This window comes from Arthrobacter sp. 05N33_2 (assembly GCF_056397425.1).
This window is the reverse complement of record NZ_JBFTNJ010000001.1, coordinates 505,089-523,964: the sequence shown is the minus strand read 5'-3', so window position 1 is coordinate 523,964 and position 18,876 is coordinate 505,089. Positions and strand designations below refer to the sequence as shown.

At 68.8% G+C, this 18,876-nt stretch carries 22 protein-coding genes; 7 read left to right on the top strand and 15 right to left on the bottom strand.

What is annotated here, in order from left to right; all coding sequences use genetic code 11:
• Position 1 precedes the first annotated feature (1 nt).
• Positions 2 to 505, top strand: a complete 504-nt coding sequence (locus AC1DHX_RS02455; RefSeq protein WP_043436378.1) for a GNAT family N-acetyltransferase — start codon at positions 2 to 4, stop codon at positions 503 to 505.
• Positions 506 to 575: 70 nt separating this feature from the next.
• Entirely contained in the window at positions 576 to 1,010 is a 435-nt protein-coding gene (locus AC1DHX_RS02450) for an acyl-CoA thioesterase (protein ID WP_079555099.1), read from the top strand.
• Here the strand turns inward: AC1DHX_RS02450 and AC1DHX_RS02445 are convergent.
• The 4 genes from AC1DHX_RS02445 to AC1DHX_RS02430 all read right to left on the bottom strand — a co-directional run bounded on the left by AC1DHX_RS02445 (position 949) and on the right by AC1DHX_RS02430 (position 4,619).
• A complete protein-coding gene (locus AC1DHX_RS02445; RefSeq protein WP_476859682.1) occupies positions 949 to 2,001 on the bottom strand; it encodes an FAD-dependent monooxygenase in 1,053 nt (350 codons plus the stop codon). The genes AC1DHX_RS02450 and AC1DHX_RS02445 overlap by 62 nt on opposite strands.
• 44 nt (positions 2,002 to 2,045) lie before the next feature.
• Positions 2,046 to 2,438 carry a nuclear transport factor 2 family protein gene (locus AC1DHX_RS02440; RefSeq protein WP_043436380.1) on the bottom strand — a complete coding sequence of 131 codons (393 nt, stop codon included), beginning with the start codon at positions 2,436 to 2,438 and terminating at the stop codon, positions 2,046 to 2,048.
• A gap of 117 nt (positions 2,439 to 2,555) precedes the next feature.
• The gene (locus AC1DHX_RS02435; RefSeq protein WP_476859610.1) at positions 2,556 to 3,746 is read right to left on the bottom strand and encodes a 4-hydroxybenzoate 3-monooxygenase; all 1,191 of its coding nucleotides are present in this window, start codon (positions 3,744 to 3,746) and stop codon (positions 2,556 to 2,558) included.
• Positions 3,747 to 3,839: 93 nt separating this feature from the next.
• Positions 3,840 to 4,619 carry an IclR family transcriptional regulator gene (locus AC1DHX_RS02430; protein WP_476859683.1) on the bottom strand — a complete coding sequence of 260 codons (780 nt, stop codon included), beginning with the start codon at positions 4,617 to 4,619 and terminating at the stop codon, positions 3,840 to 3,842.
• 133 nt (positions 4,620 to 4,752) lie between these two features.
• Between AC1DHX_RS02430 and AC1DHX_RS02425 the strand changes: the two genes are divergently transcribed.
• Entirely contained in the window at positions 4,753 to 6,054 is a 1,302-nt protein-coding gene (locus AC1DHX_RS02425; RefSeq protein ID WP_476859611.1) for an MFS transporter, read from the top strand.
• A 13-nt stretch (positions 6,055 to 6,067) separates the two neighbouring features.
• Here the strand turns inward: AC1DHX_RS02425 and AC1DHX_RS02420 are convergent, their stop codons facing one another.
• Positions 6,068 to 7,147, bottom strand: coding sequence for an FUSC family protein (locus AC1DHX_RS02420; RefSeq protein ID WP_476859612.1), 1,080 nt, complete (start codon positions 7,145 to 7,147; stop codon positions 6,068 to 6,070).
• 243 nt (positions 7,148 to 7,390) lie between these two features.
• Here AC1DHX_RS02420 and mscL point away from each other — a divergent pair, with 243 nt between their 5' ends.
• The 3 genes from mscL (at position 7,391) to AC1DHX_RS02405 (ending at position 9,587) form a co-directional block, all read left to right on the top strand.
• Positions 7,391 to 7,921, top strand: coding sequence for a large conductance mechanosensitive channel protein MscL (mscL, locus tag AC1DHX_RS02415; protein ID WP_476857685.1), 531 nt, complete (start codon positions 7,391 to 7,393; stop codon positions 7,919 to 7,921).
• Positions 7,922 to 8,015: 94 nt separating this feature from the next.
• Positions 8,016 to 8,609, top strand: a complete 594-nt coding sequence (locus AC1DHX_RS02410) for a DinB family protein (protein WP_476859613.1) — start codon at positions 8,016 to 8,018, stop codon at positions 8,607 to 8,609.
• A 96-nt stretch (positions 8,610 to 8,705) separates the two neighbouring features.
• A complete protein-coding gene (locus tag AC1DHX_RS02405; RefSeq protein WP_476859614.1) occupies positions 8,706 to 9,587 on the top strand; it encodes an ACT domain-containing protein in 882 nt (293 codons plus the stop codon).
• Between the two features lie 63 nt (positions 9,588 to 9,650).
• On the opposite strand, the gene AC1DHX_RS02400 is transcribed toward AC1DHX_RS02405, so the two are convergent.
• A complete protein-coding gene (locus AC1DHX_RS02400) occupies positions 9,651 to 10,610 on the bottom strand; it encodes a diacylglycerol/lipid kinase family protein (protein ID WP_476859615.1) in 960 nt (319 codons plus the stop codon).
• 172 nt (positions 10,611 to 10,782) lie between these two features.
• Here AC1DHX_RS02400 and AC1DHX_RS02395 point away from each other — a divergent pair, with 172 nt between their 5' ends.
• The gene (locus AC1DHX_RS02395) at positions 10,783 to 11,019 is read left to right on the top strand and encodes a hypothetical protein (RefSeq protein ID WP_476851420.1); all 237 of its coding nucleotides are present in this window, start codon (positions 10,783 to 10,785) and stop codon (positions 11,017 to 11,019) included.
• Positions 11,020 to 11,072: 53 nt separating this feature from the next.
• Here the strand turns inward: AC1DHX_RS02395 and AC1DHX_RS02390 are convergent, their stop codons facing one another.
• The 9 genes from AC1DHX_RS02390 to pcaH form a co-directional block, all read right to left on the bottom strand.
• Positions 11,073 to 11,879 (bottom strand): IclR family transcriptional regulator domain-containing protein, encoded by an 807-nt coding sequence (locus tag AC1DHX_RS02390; RefSeq protein WP_476859616.1) that lies wholly within the window; start codon positions 11,877 to 11,879, stop codon positions 11,073 to 11,075.
• Positions 11,880 to 11,940: 61 nt separating this feature from the next.
• Entirely contained in the window at positions 11,941 to 12,648 is a 708-nt protein-coding gene (locus AC1DHX_RS02385) for a 3-oxoacid CoA-transferase subunit B (RefSeq protein WP_476859617.1), read from the bottom strand.
• A gap of 1 nt (position 12,649) precedes the next feature.
• On the bottom strand, positions 12,650 to 13,309 hold the full coding sequence (locus tag AC1DHX_RS02380) for a 3-oxoacid CoA-transferase subunit A (protein WP_476859618.1): 660 nt from the start codon (positions 13,307 to 13,309) through the stop codon (positions 12,650 to 12,652).
• An 18-nt stretch (positions 13,310 to 13,327) separates the two neighbouring features.
• Positions 13,328 to 14,527 carry a thiolase family protein gene (locus AC1DHX_RS02375; RefSeq protein ID WP_476859619.1) on the bottom strand — a complete coding sequence of 400 codons (1,200 nt, stop codon included), beginning with the start codon at positions 14,525 to 14,527 and terminating at the stop codon, positions 13,328 to 13,330.
• Positions 14,524 to 15,009, bottom strand: a complete 486-nt coding sequence (gene pcaC, locus AC1DHX_RS02370) for a 4-carboxymuconolactone decarboxylase (RefSeq protein ID WP_476859620.1) — start codon at positions 15,007 to 15,009, stop codon at positions 14,524 to 14,526. The genes AC1DHX_RS02375 and pcaC overlap by 4 nt, the downstream gene beginning before the upstream one ends.
• A complete protein-coding gene (locus AC1DHX_RS02365; RefSeq protein WP_230007407.1) occupies positions 15,006 to 15,824 on the bottom strand; it encodes an alpha/beta fold hydrolase in 819 nt (272 codons plus the stop codon). Before AC1DHX_RS02365 ends, pcaC begins: the two co-directional genes overlap by 4 nt.
• Positions 15,817 to 17,364, bottom strand: coding sequence for a lyase family protein (locus AC1DHX_RS02360; protein ID WP_476859621.1), 1,548 nt, complete (start codon positions 17,362 to 17,364; stop codon positions 15,817 to 15,819). Before AC1DHX_RS02360 ends, AC1DHX_RS02365 begins: the two co-directional genes overlap by 8 nt.
• Positions 17,361 to 17,951 carry a protocatechuate 3,4-dioxygenase subunit alpha gene (gene pcaG / locus AC1DHX_RS02355; protein WP_476850666.1) on the bottom strand — a complete coding sequence of 197 codons (591 nt, stop codon included), beginning with the start codon at positions 17,949 to 17,951 and terminating at the stop codon, positions 17,361 to 17,363. The genes AC1DHX_RS02360 and pcaG overlap by 4 nt, the downstream gene beginning before the upstream one ends.
• Entirely contained in the window at positions 17,944 to 18,852 is a 909-nt protein-coding gene (gene pcaH, locus AC1DHX_RS02350) for a protocatechuate 3,4-dioxygenase subunit beta (RefSeq protein WP_374706709.1), read from the bottom strand. The genes pcaG and pcaH overlap by 8 nt, the downstream gene beginning before the upstream one ends.
• Between the last annotated feature and the right edge of the window lie 24 nt (positions 18,853 to 18,876).

Below are 18,876 nucleotides of genomic sequence, written 5' to 3'. Positions count from 1 at the left end.
GATGCAGACCAACCCGCGGCTCAACATCCGTCAGGTCACTTGGGCGAACCCCGTCGGAGCGGACCTGAGGGCAGCCCAGCAGGCGGAACTCGAGGCCCGCTTCGGCCGGCCCGACCACGAACCCGGCCCGCCGCCGTCGGAAGCGGACACGGCGGTGTTCCTGGTGGCGCACGACAAAGCCTCAGGCCAGCCGGTGGGCTGCGGCGGCCTTCGCATGCTGGACGCCACCACCGCTGAAATCAAACGCCTCTACGTACTGCCCTACACCCGTGGCTCAGGAGTGGCGAGCTCCATCCTCGCGGCCCTCGAAGCCCACGCCCACGCGCTGGGAATCACCACCCTGACTGCGGAGGCCGGCTCGGTGCAGACCGACGGCCGGCAGTTCTACGAGAACTCGGGCTTCGTTTCCGTGCCGAACTTTGGGCCTTATGTCGGCCTGGTGCACTCGTACTGCTACGCGAAGCCGATCGATTCGCACAGCGCCGCGCACACCGCCATGGCGTGAGGCCGCGCGCCGCCCCGGGCCGGCTGCGTCACACAACGCCGCCGGTCACGGAGTCGGCTAACCTCGCACTATGGAATCGGCCGACATCACCTTCCGCACCCGCAAATGGGTGCGGCCCGAGGACCTCAACGCCAACGGCACCCTGTTCGGCGGGAGCCTGCTGAAGTGGATCGACGAGGAGGCGGCCATCTACGCCATCCTGCAGCTGGGCAACGGCCGGGCCGTCACCAAATACATCTCCGAAATCAACTTCGTCAGCTCCGCGGTCCAGGGCGACCTGATCGAAATGGGCCTGACCGCGACCCGTTTCGGCCGGACATCGCTGACCATGCGGGCCGAAGTCCGGAACATGATCACGCGCCGCAGCATCCTCACCATTGATGAGATCGTCTTCGTGAACCTGAGCCCGTCCGGCAAGCCAGAGCCGCACGGCTATACCGAGATCACCTACGACCGGGACCGGATTCCAACGCACCATCTGACCGAGACCCTGGACCAGGACTAGCCAAGCCAAGCAGCGCGTCCCGCACAGGCTGGCCCCGCTCCGCCAGGGCCAGCCGCATCACGGCCGACGACGCCCACCGCAACGCCTGCGTGCGGAGGTGGCGCGCCCGGTTGTAGGCGCCCAGCGCCTCGTCCACGGGCCGGGTATTGAGCAGCGCCGCGAGGGTCACGGCATCGACCAGCGCCTCGCAGGCACCCCGGCCAAGGTTGGGTGTCATCGCGTGGGCGGCATCCCCGAGCAGTGCCACCCGGGCGCGGACATAGCTGCCAAGCGGCGGCGTCGTCCAGATCCGCTGCACCAGGGTTGTTTCCGGTTCCGCAGCGGCCAGGACGTCGCGGATGCCCGGGGCGTAGCCTGCGTAGCGGGCGCGGGTTTCCGCCAGGACCGCGGCGACGTCGAGGCTTCCGTGTCCCGCCCCGGAGCGGAACGCCGCGTACCAGTTGGTCCCGGCCGCCGCGGGACCAATCCCGAAGAGCTGCCCGCGGCCCCAGTATTCGCCCGTGTGCCCCCGCCACAGCGATCCGGGAACCACGCCGCGGACCGCGAGGTAGCGGGTGTACCGGGCACCGGAGCGGGCACCCCAGCAGCTGCGGCGCACCGCGCTGTGGACACCGTCAGCGCCCACCAGGAGGCCGGCAGGACCGGGTCGGACGACGTCGAGGCGGCCGGACACCCGGCGCACGCTGGCCGGGACTGCACCGTCGAGGAGCCGGACGAGATCAACCCGGGAGACGCCGATCAGCCCCGTCGCCTGCGCTGATGTCCATGCCATGCCGGAGGCCGCCCGGACGGTCATGCCGTCGATCACCGGGCTGGCCTCCCTGACGGCGTCCAGGATGCCCAAGTCGCCGAGGGCGCGCTGGGCCGCGGGCCACATGGCCAAGGATGTCCCCACGGTCGGGAGCCCGGACCGCTGTTCGGTGACCGTGACCTCGAAACGCGCGGGATCCAGCCGGGCTGCAAGAGCCAGCCCGGCGATGCCGCCGCCGATGATGGAAACAGCCTGCGGGCGGGGCCGATCATGCGGTTGTTCGGTCAGGTCCAGAAGTCGTCTGCCTTGGCGGTGTCCTCGAAGAACTCCCGCCCTTCCGCGATCTGTCCGTCGCGAACCACGAACGTGATGACGGTAGGCATGTCCAGGGTTTTGCCGTTGGCTTCCCCGTGGGTTTGCTGGATCGCGACCGTGTGGTTTTCCCCGCCGACGATGTCCTCGACGTTGGCTTGGAAGTGACCTTGGGTGCGCGCGCCCAGTTCACCGAAGTACGCCAGGATCGCGTCGCGGCCCTGTTTGGTTCCGGATAGCACGCCACTTCCGGCAACGTGCCAGACTGCGTCCTCCGCGAACAGGTCGCTGAGGGTCGCCATATCCCCTGCGTTGAAGGCCGTGTAACCCCGCCGGACCAGTTCAACATTCTCTGCGGTTCCCATTATCGGACACCTCTCCATCGTCCTTGTCGGGTCGTGCTGGGACGGTTCAAGGCTAGTCCTGGCCCCTGGGCCTGTCGATGGAAATATCAACCCCCTGCCGGGATTCCGGCCGCCGGTCTAGCGGGCCCCCGGCCAGCCGGTGTAGGCCTCCGCGAGGTAGGCGCTGCCGTGGCGGGAGGACACCACGGACTGGAGCTCGCCCAGCTGGCGGGCGCGGGAGAAATCATCGGCGCCGGCCGGGGTGTGCAGCATTGAAGTCATCCAGTAGGAGAACTGCTGGGCCTTCCACACCCTGTTCAGGGCGCGGTCGCTGTAGGCGTCCAGGAGCGCGGCGGAGCCGGTGGCGTAGAAGCTGTCGAATCCCTCGAAGAGGACCTTGACGTCATGCAGCGCCAGGTTCAGGCCCTTGGCCCCGGTGGGCGGCACCGTGTGCGCGGCGTCTCCGGCGAGGAACAGGTTGCCGTGCCGCATGGGGGCGTGGACAAAGCTGCGGAATTTCAGGACCGTCTTGTCGATCACGGGCCCTTCCTTGACCTCGAATCCGTTGCCGTTGACGCGGCTGCGGAAGGCCTCCCAGATGCGGTCCTCATCCCAGTTGTTGACGTCCTCGTTGGGGTCGCACTGGAAGTACATCCGCTGAACCGTCTCCGTGCGCTGGCTGATCAGGGCGAAGCCGTTCTCCGAGTTGGCGTAGATCAGCTCGTCGGAGCTGCGCGGCGCCTCGGCCAGGATGCCGAACCAGGCGAAGGGGTACTCGTGGAAGTACCACTTGCGGTGCGCCTCGGGAATCTGGAACCGGCAGTGGCTGCGCGAGCCGTCCGCGCCGGCGATGAAGTCGGCCTGGAGCTCGTACTCGACGCCGTCCGCGTCCGTGAACCAGACCTTGGGCTTGGCTTCGATGTCGTGGATGGTGGTGTCCGTGACGCCGTAGCGGACATCGCCGCCGTCGGCCTTCCGGCGTGCGGCGAGGTCCAGGAACACGTCCGTCTGCGGGTACAGCCACACCGATTCCCCGACGAGGTCCTGGAAGTCGATCCGGTGGCTTTCGCCGTTGAAACGCAGTTCGATTCCGTCGTGCCGGTCGCCGTCACGCAGCACGCGGTCGGAGACACCGCTGTCGACGAGCATGTTGACCGAGCCGTGCTCAAGGATGCCGGCACGGACCGTCTCGGAGATCGCCTGGTGGCTGCGGATCTCCAGGACGGTGGATTCGATGCCGGCCTTGGCCAGCAGGTGGGACAGCATGAGTCCGGCCGGGCCGGCCCCGATGATGGCTACCTGGGTGGTGATGACTTTTCGCTGTGCCATGTGCTTCTCGCTTCGTTGCGGGGTCCGGGCGGTCGGGGCCGGGGCCGTTTTCGTCTTCCGGCTAACAGTGTGCTCCCCCGGGGGTGATGCGCGTTACATGGATTCCGCTGAATGGAATACTGGATTCTCGCGGGGCTCTCCCAGCCGCCGCCCGATCCCCCGCGCCGCCGTCTGGAGGGCGGGAACAAGCGCCTGCAGGCGCACCTCGCGAAGGGGAACGACGACGCCGAGGGCCGCCACAGCGTGCTTCCTGCGGTCCAGCACCGGAACCGCGATCCCCCACGTGTCAGGGTCCACGACGCCGGCCAGCTGGGCATAGCCCCGATGGGCGGCCTCGCCAAGGAGGGCGCGGAGATCCTCCAGAGCCAGCCGGCCGGCCGGATCACTGAATCCCTCGAGGTACTCGGCCTGGACGGGGCGGGGCTGGTTGGCCATGAGCACCAGCCCGGCGGAGGACACGTGCACGGGCATCCGGCCGGCCACCTGCGCCCGGTTGGCGACGGAGCCGCGGCGGGACAGCCGCTCCACAAAGAGCGCTTCCCGCCCGTCCAGCACCGCGAGGTTCACGTTTTGATGCAGCACCTGCTGGATGTCTTCCATGAAGGGCAGGGCTGCATGGCGGAGTTCGAGCGTGGGGGAATTGCGGTTGGCGAGCTCCCAGAGCCGCAGGCCCAGGCTGACGGAGCCGCCGGGGCCGACGTCGAGCAGGCCATGCCCGGCCAACTGCCGGACGAGCCTGTGCGCGGTGGTCAGGGGGAGCTCCGCCCTCGCGGCAAGCTCCGAGAGCGGCAGCGCCGTGACGCCTTCAGGGAACGCGGCAATCAACCGCAGGACCCGGTCCACCACCGAGTCGCCGGAGTTCGAGTTGGCCACCATATCCCTTCCGTTGAATGGTTTTAAGTGTCCCATGCAACACGGCCCGGTGATACAACTCTCACAATGGAAAGAGGCCCGGCGAACACCGGCCGGGGCACGGAATCACCTAAACACTAGCGCTGGGGTAACAATGTCAACGTCGTCATTGGACAAGTCGTCGTCATCGGGAGAGAAATCACGGTGGCCCGTGTGGCTCTGCTGGCTGGCCATGGTGCTGGACGGCTTTGACCTGGTGGTGCTCGGCACGGTCATCCCGACCCTCATCAAGTCGCAGGAACTTGGCTTCGACGCCGTTGGGGCGACGTTCGCCGCAACCGTCTCCCTGGTGGGTGTGGGGCTCGGCGCGCTCTTCATCGCCCCGCTCTCGGACCGCTTTGGCCGGCGGAACCTGCTGGTGGCCTGCGTGGCGTGGTTCTCCCTCTTTACGATCGCCGTCGTCTTCGCACCCAACGTTGCGTGGTTCAGCACGTTCCGGCTGCTGGCGGGCCTGGGCCTGGGCGCCTGCCTGCCCGCCGCGCTGGCTTACATGAACGACTACGCACCCGCCGGAACGGCCGGAAAGTCCACCACCCGGACCATGACCGGGTACCACGTCGGTGCCGTGGCCACCGCGTTCCTGGCCCTCATGGTCATTCCAAGCTGGCGGACCATGTTCGTGGCCGGCGGCCTGGCCGGCTTCGCCCTGGTCCCCTTCCTGTGGTTCAAGCTTCCGGAGACCCTCCCGCCGGTCCACCACATCCCCGCGGCCGCCAAGTCCCCGGCCGGCAGCCAGACCCGCACACAGGCTGCGGCCGCGCCCGCGGAAGAACGCGCCGGCTTCCGGGATTTGGGCCGCAAGCCCTACCCGCTGATTGCGGCCGGTGTGGCCGTGGCGTCCTTCATGGGGTTGCTGCTGGTCTACGGCCTGAACACCTGGCTGCCGCAGCTCATGGCCTCCGCCGGTTACAGCCTGAACGCCGGCCTCGCCTTGCTCCTGGTCCTGAACGTGGGCGCCGTGGTGGGCCTGCTGATCGCCGGCGTCCTGGCCGACCGGCACGGGACCAAGAAGATCGTCCTGCTCTGGTTTGGCCTCTCCGCCGTGTTCCTGGCCGCGCTCAGCGTCCAGATCCAGAACGAAGTGGTGCTCTATGCCGCCGTCTTCGTCACCGGCGTGTTCGTCTTCAGCTCCCAGGTTCTGGTCTACGCCTGGGTCACCCAGCTCTTCCCCGTCCGCCTGCGCGGCACCGCCCTGGGCTTCGCCGCCGGCGTGGGCCGGCTGGGGGCAATAATGGGCCCGGCCGTCACCGGCGCGCTGGTGGCCGCCGGCATCGCCTACCCGTGGGGCTTCTATGTTTTCGCCGCCGCCGCGGTCCTGGCGGTCCTCGCCCTCGCCTTCGTCCCGCAGACCGTCCCGGCAGTGTCCCGCGCCGGCGCCAGCGTCGGGCACTCGTAGCCGTCAGTCGCTCCTAGGAGCGCTCCGGGGTCCGCGCCTCGCGGCGGCCCCTGAGTTTGCGCCACGCGCCGGGCGCCAGCACGACGGCGATGCCGACGGCGGCGCCGATGATGGTCTCGACGATTCTGTCGCGGAGCAGGAGGCCGGGCGGCACGGGTGCCACGAGAAGCGTCGAGGTCAGGGCCAGCGGCGTGACGAAAACCTGCGCCAGCATGTACTGGCGCGCGATGAACATCTCGGCGCCGAACTGGCACGCGGCAATGACCAGCACCGTCTGCCAGGGCGTCGGCTGCAGGAGCAGGATGCCGGCGAGCAGCACCAGCCCCAGGGCTGTGCCCGCGATTCGCTGCAGGCCGCGGCTGACGCGGTGCCGGGTGGTGTGGCCCACCAGCGGAACGACGGCGGCCACCATCGCCCAGTAGTTGTGGCCAATGCCCAGCCATTCCCCGGCCAGGGTTCCCAGCGTTCCCGCCAGGCCTGCCGCCACGAGGTAACCCCAGCTTTCATGCCACGCGGTGCGTTTCTCCCGCGGAGTGAGGGCCGCCGGTCTCGGATTCACCCACGGGGTCCGGTGGCTCCGGGCCACCCGCGAGGACAGGCCGAGCAGCAGGGAGAAGGCCACCGTGAGGACGGCCACCAGCATGGCCTGCCACAGCGGCGGCTGGTTGGGGATTGACGCGATGGCCGCGAACGCGAAGATATGGAACAGCGAACCGGAGGGGCGCAGGCGCCACCACGCGACAACCAGGGAGCAGCCCCACGCGATCACGGTGGTGGCCACCACGAGGACCCAGGTGGTGCCTGCCGCCGACAGCCCGGCCAGGGCGTCCACCCGCGCGGTGAGGGCGGCCAGGAACATCACCAGCAGCATCAGCCCGCCGCCGCGGACCTGCAGGGTCAGACGCCTGGCGTGCGGCTCGTTGCGGCCGTAGATGCCGGTGAAGGCGCCGAAGGAAGCGAAGATTGCCAGATCCAGGCGGTCCAGCAGCACCAGCGTGATCAGCGGAACAAAGACTCCCACGGCGCAGCGGAAGGCAACCTGGTGGTCCTTGTTGCCCGGCGCGATGGTGAACATCTCGGCGAACACCTTCATAGCGCCGGCCTCACAGCGAAAAAGCTCTTCATGGGCGGGTTCTCACGCATTTGTTCATGAGTTCAGGCGCCTTTCGTTACAGCCGGAGTGTTACGACGGCGGCGCTGGCATCCAAGAGGGAGTTTACGCCGGAACGGCGCGGCGGCGGCATCGAAATCCGTTGATCGGGATCGGCCGGCTGCACCGCGAAGTGGTAGCGTCTATCGGTTGAATCAAGCCCGCAACGCACACCGGAGGTTCCCCATGCTCAAAGGATTCAAGGATTTCATCCTGCGCGGCAACGTGATCGAACTTTCCATCGCCGTCGTGGTCGGCACCGCTTTCACCGCCCTGGTCAGCGCGTTCACCGCAAACATCGTCAACCCGATCCTGGCTGCCGCCGGCGGAGTCGAGACCCACGGCCTGGGCTTCTACGTCTGGCCTGGCAACGACAAGACCTTCGTCAACATCGGCGCCGTGGTGACGGCCTTCCTGACCTTCCTCATCACCGCCGCGGTGGTGTACTTCATTTTCGTGGCCCCCATGAACCGGATCAACCGAATGGTCAAGAACCGGCTCAAGGCAGCCGAGCCCGAGGAGAAACCGATCCCGGCCGACACCGCGCTGCTGGCCGAGATCCGCGACCTGCTGGCCAATCTGGCCGGCCCGGACTCCGCCGCCACCCGTGCCCGCGTCGGGGAACACCCGGACGGGGAACACCGGGACGGGGAGTACCCAGACGGGAAGGCACACTCGTCCGAGCCGGCCGGAACCGCAAGCCGAACTCACGTCTGACCCGTCCTTGCCGGGCCCTCTGGCGGGCGGCCGGACCGGAGTGCTTTGATGTAGGGGCCCCGCCGCGCGAGCTTGGCTGCCAAGGAGGAACACCATGCCGGACCTTAGTTGGAACCACGAGCTGGTGGACCAACTGGACTGGCATTTTGCCAATCAGGCCCGGCCGCGGCTGGAGGGGTTGACTGACCACGAGTACTTTTGGGAGCCGGTACCGGGCTGGAATGTCCGCCGCAAAGACGCCTCAACACCCCCGGCCGCGCCGGGTTCGGGCGAATTCACCATAGATTTCAGCTACCCGGAGCCCGTTCCTGCCCCGGTGACAACCATTGCGTGGCGCCTGTGCCACATTCTGGTCGGCGTCCTCGGCGCACGCACGGCATCGCACTTTGGCGGCCCACCGGTGGACTACCAGAGCTTCGCCTACCCCGGCACCGCGGCCGGGGCGCTGGCCCAGCTGGACGCGTACTACGGCCGGTGGATCCATGGCGTGAAGGGCCTCCACGAATCGGGATTGGCGGCACCCTGCGGGCCGGCCGAGGGCCCGTACGCCGATGCCCCCATGGCAGCACTGGTCCTGCACATCAACCGTGAGATGATCCACCACCTGGCCGAGGTCGCCCTGCTCCGCGACCTTTACGCCCACCGCCACCTGCTCCTGCGCGGCCCGGAGGGTGGACCGGGCCTGTAACAGCACGATCACCTGGCCTGGCCCGGTCCCGGTCCCGGCGCGAAACCGTCACCCGGCGGCAACCGGGCCGAAACAGCCGGCCGGGATCATGGGAGCATGACGCGCACCTCCGCAGGCAAAAACCCTGCCAAAACCACCGGCAAAGCCCAGTCCCCGGCCACCTCCGAGTTGAGCTGCGAAGTGTGCGGCCAGATGCCCGAACCGACCAAGGCACGGCTGACCCTGGCCAATGTCGCCGTGATGCTCCCGATCGAACTGCTGGTGCACGCGGCGGTGGTGCAAACCCACCTGCCCTACGTTGCCAAGGTCCTGGTGCTGACCCTGACCGCGACCATCCTGGTGATCTGGGTGGCCGAGCCCTCGGCGGCCCGGATGCTCAGGGGCTGGCTGCATGCCCCGGCCCTGCGGCACCGCAAACGGCTCGGCGCCGCACCCGCCCTGTGGCGGGCGCGGACCGTCCTGAAAGACAAGCCCGGGTCGCTGCAGAAACTGACGCAGGCCCTGGCCGGCCTGAACACGAACATCCTCAGCATTCATGTTCATCCCGTGGCCGGCGGTGTGCTGGACGAGTTTGTGCTCTCGGCCCCGGGCGAAGTCCGCGAAGCCGAGCTGCTCCGGGCGCTGCGGGCCGGCGGCGGAGCGGACCCGCACGTCTGGCCGACCACCGCCCTGGCCATGGCCGACGGGCAAACCGGCGCACTGAGCCTGGCCGCCCGGATCGCCGCCAGCCCGGAGGAGCTGCCGCTGGCGGTCGCGGAACTGCTGCGGGCACGGATCATCCCCGGACCGGCCGCCGGCAACACCGAGGGCCCACCGCAGACGGGCGGTGACGGGACGGTCCTGAAAATCCCTACGGCGTGGCACGGGCCCATTATGTTTTCCCGGCCCGGCGAGCCGTTTACGCCTGCCGAGTCCGCCCGCGCGCACCGTTTGGCCGAACTCGCGGAGATCCTGGCGCACCGGCCGGCGGCGCGTTAGCCGGCACGGCCGGCCGGTGGCCCGGCTGGCCGGTGAAATAGCCGGCCGGTGGTTGGCGCGGGGTCAGATGCCTGTCATCCGGATGGTGAGGGCATCCTGCTCGACCGTGACCTTGAGGTGCTTGGCCTTGCCGAGCGGGTCGCCGTCGAGCTGGAATTCCTGCTCGTGGGCGAGTTCGATCTCGGCTGACTTTCCGGCGAAATATTCCACCGACGCGTTCTTGGCGTTCCTCCGGCCGAAGACGCCGGCCAGCACATCCAGCCAGCCGAACCGGCCGATGGGGGCCAAAATCACGACGTCCAGGATGCCGTCGTCGATCTTGGCGTCGGGAAAGATCTCCACGCCACCCATGATCTTGCCGCAGTTACCCACCATCACGCTGCGGATGCGGCGCCGTACCGGGTGCTCGCCGTCAATGCTGATTTTCGCCCTGATGGGCTTGCCCGGCAGGTGCCGGATGCCCGCCTCGACGTACGCGAGCCAGCCCACGCGGTCCTTGAGTTCGTCGACGGTGTTGGCCATGATGGCGGCGTCGTAGCCAAGTCCGGCCATCACCAGGAAGGTGGATTCCGTCTCGGCGTGGTCCAGCGTGGCCTTCACTACGTCCACCTTGGTGTCCGTGCCGCTCAGGACGTCGTAGCTGGCCGCCACGGGGTCGGTGATGTCGATGCCGAGATTGCGGGCCAGCAGGTTCCCGGTCCCCAGGGGCACCAGGCCCATCGGCGTTCCGGTGCCTGCGAGGACTTCCGCCACGCAGCGGACCGTTCCGTCGCCGCCTGCGGCGATTACGACGTCGACTCCGGCCTCCAGCGCCTCGCGGGCCTGGCCCAGCCCGGTGTCCTCCTTCGTGGTTTCCAGCCACAGCGGCTCCGCCCAGCCCTGGGTCTCGCACAGGCGGAAGAAGGAGGCGCGGAAGCTCTCACCGGGAGACTTCATGGGGTTGATAACCACGGCGGCGCGCCGGGACGCTGTATTGTCCCCGGTTTCCAGGGTCTCCGACGTCGCGGTGCTGTTCTCTGTCATGGCGTCCTTAGGGGCAATTCGGCGGAGGGTTCCCGAACTAAAATCCTAGCCGCAGTGCCCGGGTAACCTGCGCAGGGCTGGCGCGAATCGTGGACGTGCGCTCCGCAGGCTCACTAGACTGGACTTCGTGATGTGCCGGAGGCTGCGCTCCGGACGCCGAAAGCGGGGGCAGATGACTGAAACAGAGAATTACTCAGCGACGGCAGAATCATCCAGCGTCGATCCGCACGACTGGGGCCGGGCGATGGCGCTGGCGCTCACACGGCTGGCCGAGCAGATCGCGCCCGGAGGCAGCGAAGACATCCATGCCTTGCTGGTGGGCAGGGACCTGCACTTGAAAATCGGTGACGAACCCGGTGGCGTGACGATCACGGTTTCGACAGAGCCCATCCCGGATCCCGCTGCCTGACGGTTCTCTTTCCAGGACGTACCCCTTCCCAGACGTCCCGTCTGAGTCGCGGTTCACCGGCCCGAGGTCAGGTCCTCGGAGATAATTTCCGCCGTGGCCAGCGCCGCCTCACGCACGGCCTTGAGGTAGGCGTCCGGTTCGGGCTGCGCGGACACCGTCTGGGCCTGCAGCGAGACGTTGATGGCCGCCACGACTTTCGGCCCGTCGTGGACGGGCGCCGCGATGGACATCAGGCCCAGCTCCAGCTCCTGGTTCAGCAGGCACCAGCCCTGGGCGCGAACAGTATCCAGCTCCGCCAGGAGGGCGGCCCGCGTTCCGATGGCTCCGGGAGTCAGGGGCCGGATCTCGGCGGCCGCAAGGTACTCTTCCAGCTTCGCCGGCGGGAGGGCCGCGAGCAGCACCCTGCCCATGGAGGTGGCGTAGGCGGGGAAGCGGGTGCCCACCGTGATGCCGACCGTCATGATCCGCCGGGTGGACACCCGGGCGATGTAGGCGATGTCGGTGCCTTCGAGCACCGCGGCCGACGTCGACTCCCCCAGTTCGAGGGAGAGCTCTTCCAGGTGCGGCTGGGCGAGCTGCGGCAGGGAGAGCCCGGACAGGTAGGCGTAGCCGAGCTGCAGCACTTTGGCAGTCAGAGCGAAGATCTTGCCGTCCGTGCGGACATAGCCCAGCTCCGCGAGCGTGTGCAGGAACCGCCGGGCGGTGGCCCGGGTCAGCTCGGTCCGGGCCGCCACCTCGGTCAGCGTCATCTTGGGGTGTTCCGTGTCGAAGGCACGGATCACTGCGAGCCCGCGCGCCAGCGACTGCACGTACTGGTCGCTGGCCGCGGGCGCGCCGCCGCTCTTGGCTGGCTCAGTCATTTTCCGCCTCTCGGTCCCGCATCACTTTAGCGGTGCCCACAGCTTGTCCGGCCACGGGCCGTCAGCTTGGGTCCGCCGCCCGGAGCGGCATCGGGACCATGGCCTGGAGTTCCTCGAGCGTGCAGCCGAAGGTCTCCCGCACCTGGACGCCGTCGGGTCCGGTCAGGAAGATGGCCTTGTCGGTGTAGACGCGGGTCACGCAGCCGATCCCGGTGAGCGGGTACGTGCAGGTCTCCACGAGTTTGGACGCGCCGTCGCGGGTCAGGAGCGTCATCATGACGAAGACGTCCTTGGCGCCGGTGGCAAGGTCCATGGCGCCGCCGACGGCGGGGATCGCGTCCGGGGCCCCGGTGTGCCAGTTGGCGAGGTCGCCGGTGGCGGAAACCTGGAAGGCGCCCAGGACGCAGATGTCCAGGTGTCCGCCGCGCATGATGGCGAACGAGTCAGCGTGGTGGAAGTAGGACGCCCCCGGCAGCTCGGTCACGGGGATCTTCCCTGCGTTGATGAGGTCGCCGTCGATCTGGTCCCCGGTGGCCTCCGGGCCCATGCCGAGCATGCCGTTCTCGGTGTGGAGCGTGATGTTCTGCTCCGGCTCGAGGTAGTTCGAGACAAGGGTGGGCTGGCCGATGCCGAGGTTCACGAACGATCCGGGGGCGATGTCGCGGGCCACGAGGCGGGCGAGATCGTCACGGCCCAGCGGCTTGCCGGACGTCTGGAGGCCAGCCTGGTTGCCGGTCCGCAGACTCTGGTCATTGGTTGGGATGCTCATCTCAGGCCACCTTCACAATGCTGTTGACGTAGATGCCGGGGGTCACGATGTTTTCCGGGTCCAGGCCGCCGGTGGGGACGATCCCGGACACCTGGGCGATGGTGTGTTTCGCGGCGGCGGCCATGATGGGGCCGAAGTTCCGCGCGGTTTTACGGTAGACCAGATTGCCCCGGCCGTCCGCCGTGAGGGCCTTGATCAGGGCGACGTCGGCGTGGATGGGGGTCTCGAACACCTGCCACTTGCCGTCCAGGAAGCGGGTTTCCTTGCCTTCGGCGAGCGTGGTGCCGTAGCCGGTGGGCGTGAAGAAACCGCCGATCCCGGCGCCGGCGGCACGGATCCGCTCGGCGAGGTTTCCCTGCGGGACCAGTTCGAGCTCAACCTCGCCGGCGCGGTACTTGGCGTCGAAATGCCAGGAGTCGGACTGACGCGGGAAGGAGCAGATCATCTTCTTCACCCGGCCTTCCTTGATCAGCAGGGCCAGGCCCTGGTCGCCCTGGCCGGCGTTGTTGTTCACCACTGTCAGGCCGGTGGCGCCGCACTCCAGCAGCGCGTCGATGAGCTCGAACGGCTGCCCGGCGTTCCCGAAGCCGCCGATCATCACGGTGGAGCCATCCTTGATGTCGGCGACGGCCTCGCCGACGGTGTCAATGAAATTCAGCATCTCTCTTAGCCCTGTCCTCTATGCCGCATCGCGGGAAGTTACGTTTTCGAGCACGACGGCGAGGCCCTGGCCGACGCCGATGCAGATCGCGGCGACGCCCCAGCGCTGCCCGGAGGCCTGCAGGGACCGGGCCAGGGTGCCCAGGATCCGGCCGCCGGAGGCGCCGAGCGGGTGGCCCATGGCGATCGCGCCGCCGTGCCGGTTCACGATTCCCGCATCGATGCCCCAGGCGTTGATGCAGGCCAGGGACTGCGCGGCGAACGCCTCGTTCAGTTCGACCGCGCCGACCTGGTCCCAGCCGATCCCGGCCTTGGCGAGGGCCTTGTTCGCGGCCTCGACCGGGGCGTAGCCGAAGTACTGGGGATCGTTGGCGTGCGCGCCGCGCCCGGCGATCCGGGCCAACGGCTCCAGGCCCAGGAGCCCGGCGGCCTTTTCACTGCCCAGCCACGCCGCGGACGCGCCGTCGGAGAGCGGGGATGCGTTCCCGGCCGTGACGGTGCCGTTCCCGGTCCGGAACACGGTCTTGAGCCCGGCGAGCTTCTCCGCCGAGGACCCGGGACGGATGCCCTCGTCACGGACCAGGTCCGTGCCCGGGACCGGGACGACGAGGTTGTCGTAGAACCCCTCGTCCCAGGCCGCGGCGGCGAGGTTGTGGGAGGCGGCGGAGAACTCGTCCTGCTGCTCGCGGGTCACGCCGTACTTCTCGGCGAGCCGTTCGGTGGCCTCGCCCAGGGAGATGGTCCAGTCCTTCGGCATGGCCCGGTTCACCAGCCGCCAGCCCAGCGTGGTGGAGGCCAGGGTCAGGTCCCCGGCCGGGTAGGGCTTCTCGGTCTTGGGCAGCACCCAGGGGGCGCGGGACATCGATTCGGCGCCGCCGATCAGCATCAGTTCGGCGTCGCCGGTGTTGATCTGGCGGGAGGCGATGATCGCCGCGTCCAGGGAGGACCCGCAGAGCCGGTTGACCGTGGTGCCCGGGATCGAGACGGGCAGCCCGGCCAGCAGGGTGCCCATCCGGGCGACATTGCGGTTCTCCTCGCCCGCGCCGTTCGCGTTTCCGAAGACCACCTCATCGATCCGCTCCACGTCCAGGGCCGGGGCGCGCTTCACGGATTCGCGGATCACGTGCGCGGCGAGGTCATCCGGGCGGATCCCGGCGAGGCCGGAACCGAACTTCCCGAACGGCGTCCTCACAGCGTCATAGATAAATGCCTGATTCATGGGTTCTTGTCCGTTTCTGCTTCGTCCATGGCTGCGTCGTCCATGGAATGGAAGACCTGCTGGGCGGTCTTGAACGCGGTGTTGGCGGAGGGGACCCCGCAGTAGATGGCGGTCTGGAGCAGGATTTCCTTGATTTCGTCCCGGCTCAGGCCGTTGGTGATGGCGGCGCGGATGTGCATGGCCAGTTCTTCCCAGTGCCCGTGGGCCACCATGGCGGTCAGGGTGACGGCTGAGCGCATCTGGCGGCTGATCCCGGGCCGGGTCCAGATGCCGCCCCAGGCGATCCTGGTGATCATGTCCTGGAAGTCCTCCGTGAAGGAATCCTTGTTGGCGTTGGCGCGGTCCACGTGCGCGGCGCCGAGGACCTCGCGGCGGACTTTCATGCCGCCGTCGTAGATCTCCTGGCTGGTCGCGCCGGGCTGGACCACACCGTTGCGTTCGGGCCCGTGGAGTTCAGCACTGCCGGCTTCGGAGAGAGTCATGCTCCCGCTCCCTGGGACTCGGTCCAGGTGATGAGGCCCTTGAGCAGCTCGGCGACGTGACCCGGCGCCTCGAACGGCGCCAGGTGTGCCACGCCCTCCAGGCTGACGGCCGTGGCAGTGCCGCCGCCGGAGGTGATGCCCGCGGCGACTTCCCCGGCCATCGACGGCGGGGCGACGTCGTCCAGGGCGCCCGCCACAACCTGGGTGGGAACGCGGATGGTGCCGAGCTGGTCACGCACGTCGAAGCCGGCCAGGGCCTCGCAGCAGAAGGCGTAGCTGAAGCGGTCGGCGTCCCTGAGGCTGTGCAGGAGCCGGCTGCTGAGCTCCGGCTGGCTCTCCATGAAGCCCGGCGCGAACCAGCGCTGCGCGGAACCCTGGATCATCACCGGGGTTCCCTGCGTGCGCACGGTTTCTGCGCGTTCCAGCCAGCCCTCGGCAGTGCCGAGCTTCGCGCCGGAACACTGCACGGAGAGGCTCTTGAGCCGGTCGCCGTGCTTGATGCCAAGCTGCAGTCCGGTGGCGCCGCCGAGGGATACCCCGGCGTAGTGGAAGCGCGCGCCCGGGGCGATCGAATCGACCAGGCCGATCACGGCATCCGCGAGGTCGGCGACCGTGAAGGTCTCCTCCGCCGCGGGCGAGACGCCGTGCCCCGGCAGGTCCCAGGCGATGACGTCGACGTCGGCGCCCAGCAATGTGCCGGCCTGGCTCCACAGCAGGGAGGATGTTCCGAGCGAGGGCCCGACGATGAGGAGGGGCTTGTCGCCGAGTTCGCGCTGGGGCGACAGCAGGACTGCTTTGACGGTGGGTCTAGCCACGGGAAGCTCCGTTCTGGATTTGGTGGGCGAGGGCGCCGGCCTGGCCGGTGTATTCCGGATACGCCGCGAGGATGCGGCGGGAGATCTCAGCGGCCTGGCCGAGGTAGTTGGCCGGGTTCAAAAGTTCCTCAAGCCGGGCGTCGCTGAGCAGCTCCTCCGGGACAGCGGCGCGGAGCAGTGCCCGGTAGGTGTCCGCCTGCTCCGCAGCCGGGGCCAGGAGCGTTTCGTCCACGACGGCCTGCAGCCGCTGTTTCCCGGTCCGGGCGGCTCCCGGGCCGGCACCGGTCCCGTCCACAACGGTCCCGTCCAAAAGCGGTGCGACGGCGGCGTTGACGGCTTCGGAAAGCAGCAGCGGGCCGCCGAGCTCAAGGTTGCGGCGCATCGCTCCGGGGAAGACCGCCATCCCTTCGGCCAGTTCGCGCAGCTGCACCGCGGCGCCTAGGGCCAGGCGCAGCAGCTGGCGCAGGGCCGCCCATTCGCTGTGCCAGGCGCCGTCGGGGCGTTCGTCGTTGAAATTGGCGGCCGCGAGATGCAGCTGCGCGGCCAGGGCCGGGGCCTGCAGGGCGGCGCTGCGGATCAGCACGGAGAGCACGGGGTTCTGCTTCTGCGGCATGGCCGAGGACACGCCGCGCCCCGCGACGCGCGGTTCCGCGACCTCGGCAACTTCGGGCCGGCTCAGGAACAGGACGTCTGCGGCCATCTTTCCGGCCGCGTCGGTCACCGCCGCCAGCGCGTCGCCGAGCGAGGTCACGGCCAGCCGGTTGCTGTGCCAGGGGGCAGGAACGGGAGCGAGACCCAGGCGGGCGGCCAGCCGGTCGGCGAGGTCAAACGGGGACAGCGTCCCCGCGGCCAGCCCAGCGCCGTCAGTGAGTACAGCGCCGTCAATAAGTACAGTGCCGTCAATAAGTACAGTGCCGGAAGCCAGGGTCCCGGCGGCGCCGCCGGTCTGTACCGGCAGTTCGAGGGCCTCGAGCCGGCCGGCCGCGGCGGCCAGCCCGCTGAACCATTGCGCGGCCCGCAGCCCGAAGGTGTAGGGAAGCGAGTGCTGGGTCAGGCTGCGGGCCACACAAAGCGTGTGCCCGTGGGTTTCGGCGAGGCCGGCGAGGGCGGCCGTTGCCGACCGGAGCTCCGCGAGCAGTTCGCGGATGGCCCCGGCGGCCAGCACCATCAGGGCAGAGTCGAGCACGTCCTGGCTGGTCAGCGACGTGTGAACGGCGCGGACGGCGCCGAGTCCGGCGGTGTCCAGGTTCCTGACCTGCTCCCGGAGGTCGGCGAGCAGCGGGATGACGGGGTTGCCGCCGCCTTGGGCCCGGACGGCGAGGCCCGCGACGTCGTACCGCTGCACGTCCGCGGCGGCGGCCACCACCGCGGCGGACCCGGCCGGGGCCAGGCCAGCCTCGTCCAGGACCGCCGCCCAGGCGGCCTCGACCTTGAGGATGGCGGCGAGCACCGCACGGTCCCCGGTCAGCGCCGCCACCAACGGCGACGCCGACACGGGACTGAGCAGGCCGGCGTCGCCGTCGGTTTCGAAGAAGGTCACTTGGAGGCACCCTCGGCGCTGCTGAAATCCAGGAACACGGTCTCGCCCTCGCCCTGGAGGCGGATGTCCCAGTTCAGTCCGCCGTCGGGATCCCGGCGTGCGATCAGGGTCCGGCGCCGGTCCGGGTCAAGCGAGCTGAGCAGCGGATCCTTGGCCAGGGCTTCCTCGTCTTCCGGCAGGTAGACGCGGGTGAACAGGCGGTTCATCAGGCCCCGGGCGAAGACGGCGACGGCGATGAACGGCGCCGCGCCCTCCTCGGTGGGGCCGGGGTTCACCGTGGTGAAGGTGAAGGCGCCGGTGTTGCCGACAGCGCTGCGGCCGAAGCCGGTGAAGGTGTAGCCGTCCCGGACCAGGGAGCCCGTGCGGTGCGGGACCTTGCCGTCCGCGTCGGCCTGCCAGATCTCCAGGATCGCGTCCGGGATCGGGTGCCCGGCGCCGTCATAGACGGTGCCCTGGAGCCGGATGGAACCCGGGGATCCGGGAGCCAGGAGCTCGCGGTCCTTGGCGAAGGGCAGGGCGTAGCCATAGAACGGCCCCACGGTCTGGCCCGGTGTCGGAGTGAGTTTACCCACGGCGTTGCTATTCATTCTCATCGCCTCCTGCGCCCAATGCCTCGTTTTCGGTCCAGGTCCGCTTGGACCCGGTCAGGACGATGTCCCAGTTGTACGCCAGAGCCCATTCAGGCTTGGTCTGCTCGTGGTTGTAGGTGGCCACGAGCCGGTCGCGGGCATCCTGGTCCACGATCGACTGGTAGATCGGGTCCAGCGGGAACAGCTGGTCACCGGGGAAGTACATCTGGGTGACGATCCGCTGGGTGAACTCTTGCCCGAACAGGGAGAAGTGGATGTGGGCCGGGCGCCAGGCATTGAGGTGGTTCTTCCACGGGTAGGCGCCGGGCTTGATGGTGGTGAAGCTGTAGGAGCCGTCCGCGCCCGTGATGCAGCGGCCGACGCCGGTGAAGTTGGGATCCAGCGGTGCAGGGTGCTGGTCACGCTTGTGGATGTAGCGGCCGGCGGAGTTCGCCTGCCAGATTTCGACAAGCTGGCCGGCGACGGGGCGTCCGTCGCCGTCGAGCACCCGGCCGGAGACCACGATGCGTTCGCCGAGCGGCTCGCCGTTGTGCGCGATGGTCAGGTCCGCTTCCAGCGCGTGCACGTCCATGTGCCCGAACGCCGGCGAGTACAGTTCGATGGTTTCCGGATCCGCGTGGTGCAGATCCTTGGTGGGGTGGCGCAGGACGCTGCTGCGGTACGGCGCGTAGTCGAGCCGCGGCTGGGTTTCGGCCGGGGCTCCGCCTTTGAGGGCCTGCGCGTACGCTTCGCCGATCGCCTTCATCTCGGCGCTGAGGTCCGCCTGCGACTCCGCGGCAGTATCCAAGGCATGCGCGGCGGGCGCATACGTCTTTGGTGCGGCCTCCGTGGCTTCGTCGGACACGTCCTCGGTGATCGGGTCGGCGTTGAAGACGTCGAGGTTGATTTCTTCAGGCACAGCAGCCTCCTTTCGTTGGTGTGT

Bases quoted from the DNA above. Each gene is read 5' to 3' on its own strand.
- AC1DHX_RS02380 (WP_476859618.1), bottom strand. From the start codon at position 13,309: ATGCTGAATTTCATTGACACCGTCGGCGAGGCCGTCGCCGACATCAAG.
- AC1DHX_RS02425 (WP_476859611.1), top strand. From the start codon at position 4,753: ATGTCAACGTCGTCATTGGACAAGTCGTCGTCATCGGGAGAGAAATCA.
- AC1DHX_RS02410 (WP_476859613.1), top strand. From the start codon at position 8,016: ATGCCGGACCTTAGTTGGAACCACGAGCTGGTGGACCAACTGGACTGG.
- AC1DHX_RS02420 (WP_476859612.1), bottom strand. From the start codon at position 7,147: ATGAAGGTGTTCGCCGAGATGTTCACCATCGCGCCGGGCAACAAGGAC.
- AC1DHX_RS02385 (WP_476859617.1), bottom strand. From the start codon at position 12,648: ATGAGCATCCCAACCAATGACCAGAGTCTGCGGACCGGCAACCAGGCT.
- AC1DHX_RS02400 (WP_476859615.1), bottom strand. From the start codon at position 10,610: ATGACAGAGAACAGCACCGCGACGTCGGAGACCCTGGAAACCGGGGAC.
- AC1DHX_RS02390 (WP_476859616.1), bottom strand. From the start codon at position 11,879: ATGACTGAGCCAGCCAAGAGCGGCGGCGCGCCCGCGGCCAGCGACCAG.
- mscL (WP_476857685.1), top strand. From the start codon at position 7,391: ATGCTCAAAGGATTCAAGGATTTCATCCTGCGCGGCAACGTGATCGAA.
- pcaG (WP_476850666.1), bottom strand. From the start codon at position 17,951: ATGAATAGCAACGCCGTGGGTAAACTCACTCCGACACCGGGCCAGACC.
- AC1DHX_RS02395 (WP_476851420.1), top strand. From the start codon at position 10,783: ATGACTGAAACAGAGAATTACTCAGCGACGGCAGAATCATCCAGCGTC.
- AC1DHX_RS02440 (WP_043436380.1), bottom strand. From the start codon at position 2,438: ATGGGAACCGCAGAGAATGTTGAACTGGTCCGGCGGGGTTACACGGCC.
- AC1DHX_RS02435 (WP_476859610.1), bottom strand. From the start codon at position 3,746: ATGGCACAGCGAAAAGTCATCACCACCCAGGTAGCCATCATCGGGGCC.
- AC1DHX_RS02450 (WP_079555099.1), top strand. From the start codon at position 576: ATGGAATCGGCCGACATCACCTTCCGCACCCGCAAATGGGTGCGGCCC.
- AC1DHX_RS02405 (WP_476859614.1), top strand. From the start codon at position 8,706: ATGACGCGCACCTCCGCAGGCAAAAACCCTGCCAAAACCACCGGCAAA.
- AC1DHX_RS02375 (WP_476859619.1), bottom strand. From the start codon at position 14,527: ATGAATCAGGCATTTATCTATGACGCTGTGAGGACGCCGTTCGGGAAG.
- pcaC (WP_476859620.1), bottom strand. From the start codon at position 15,009: ATGACTCTCTCCGAAGCCGGCAGTGCTGAACTCCACGGGCCCGAACGC.
- AC1DHX_RS02455 (WP_043436378.1), top strand. From the start codon at position 2: ATGCAGACCAACCCGCGGCTCAACATCCGTCAGGTCACTTGGGCGAAC.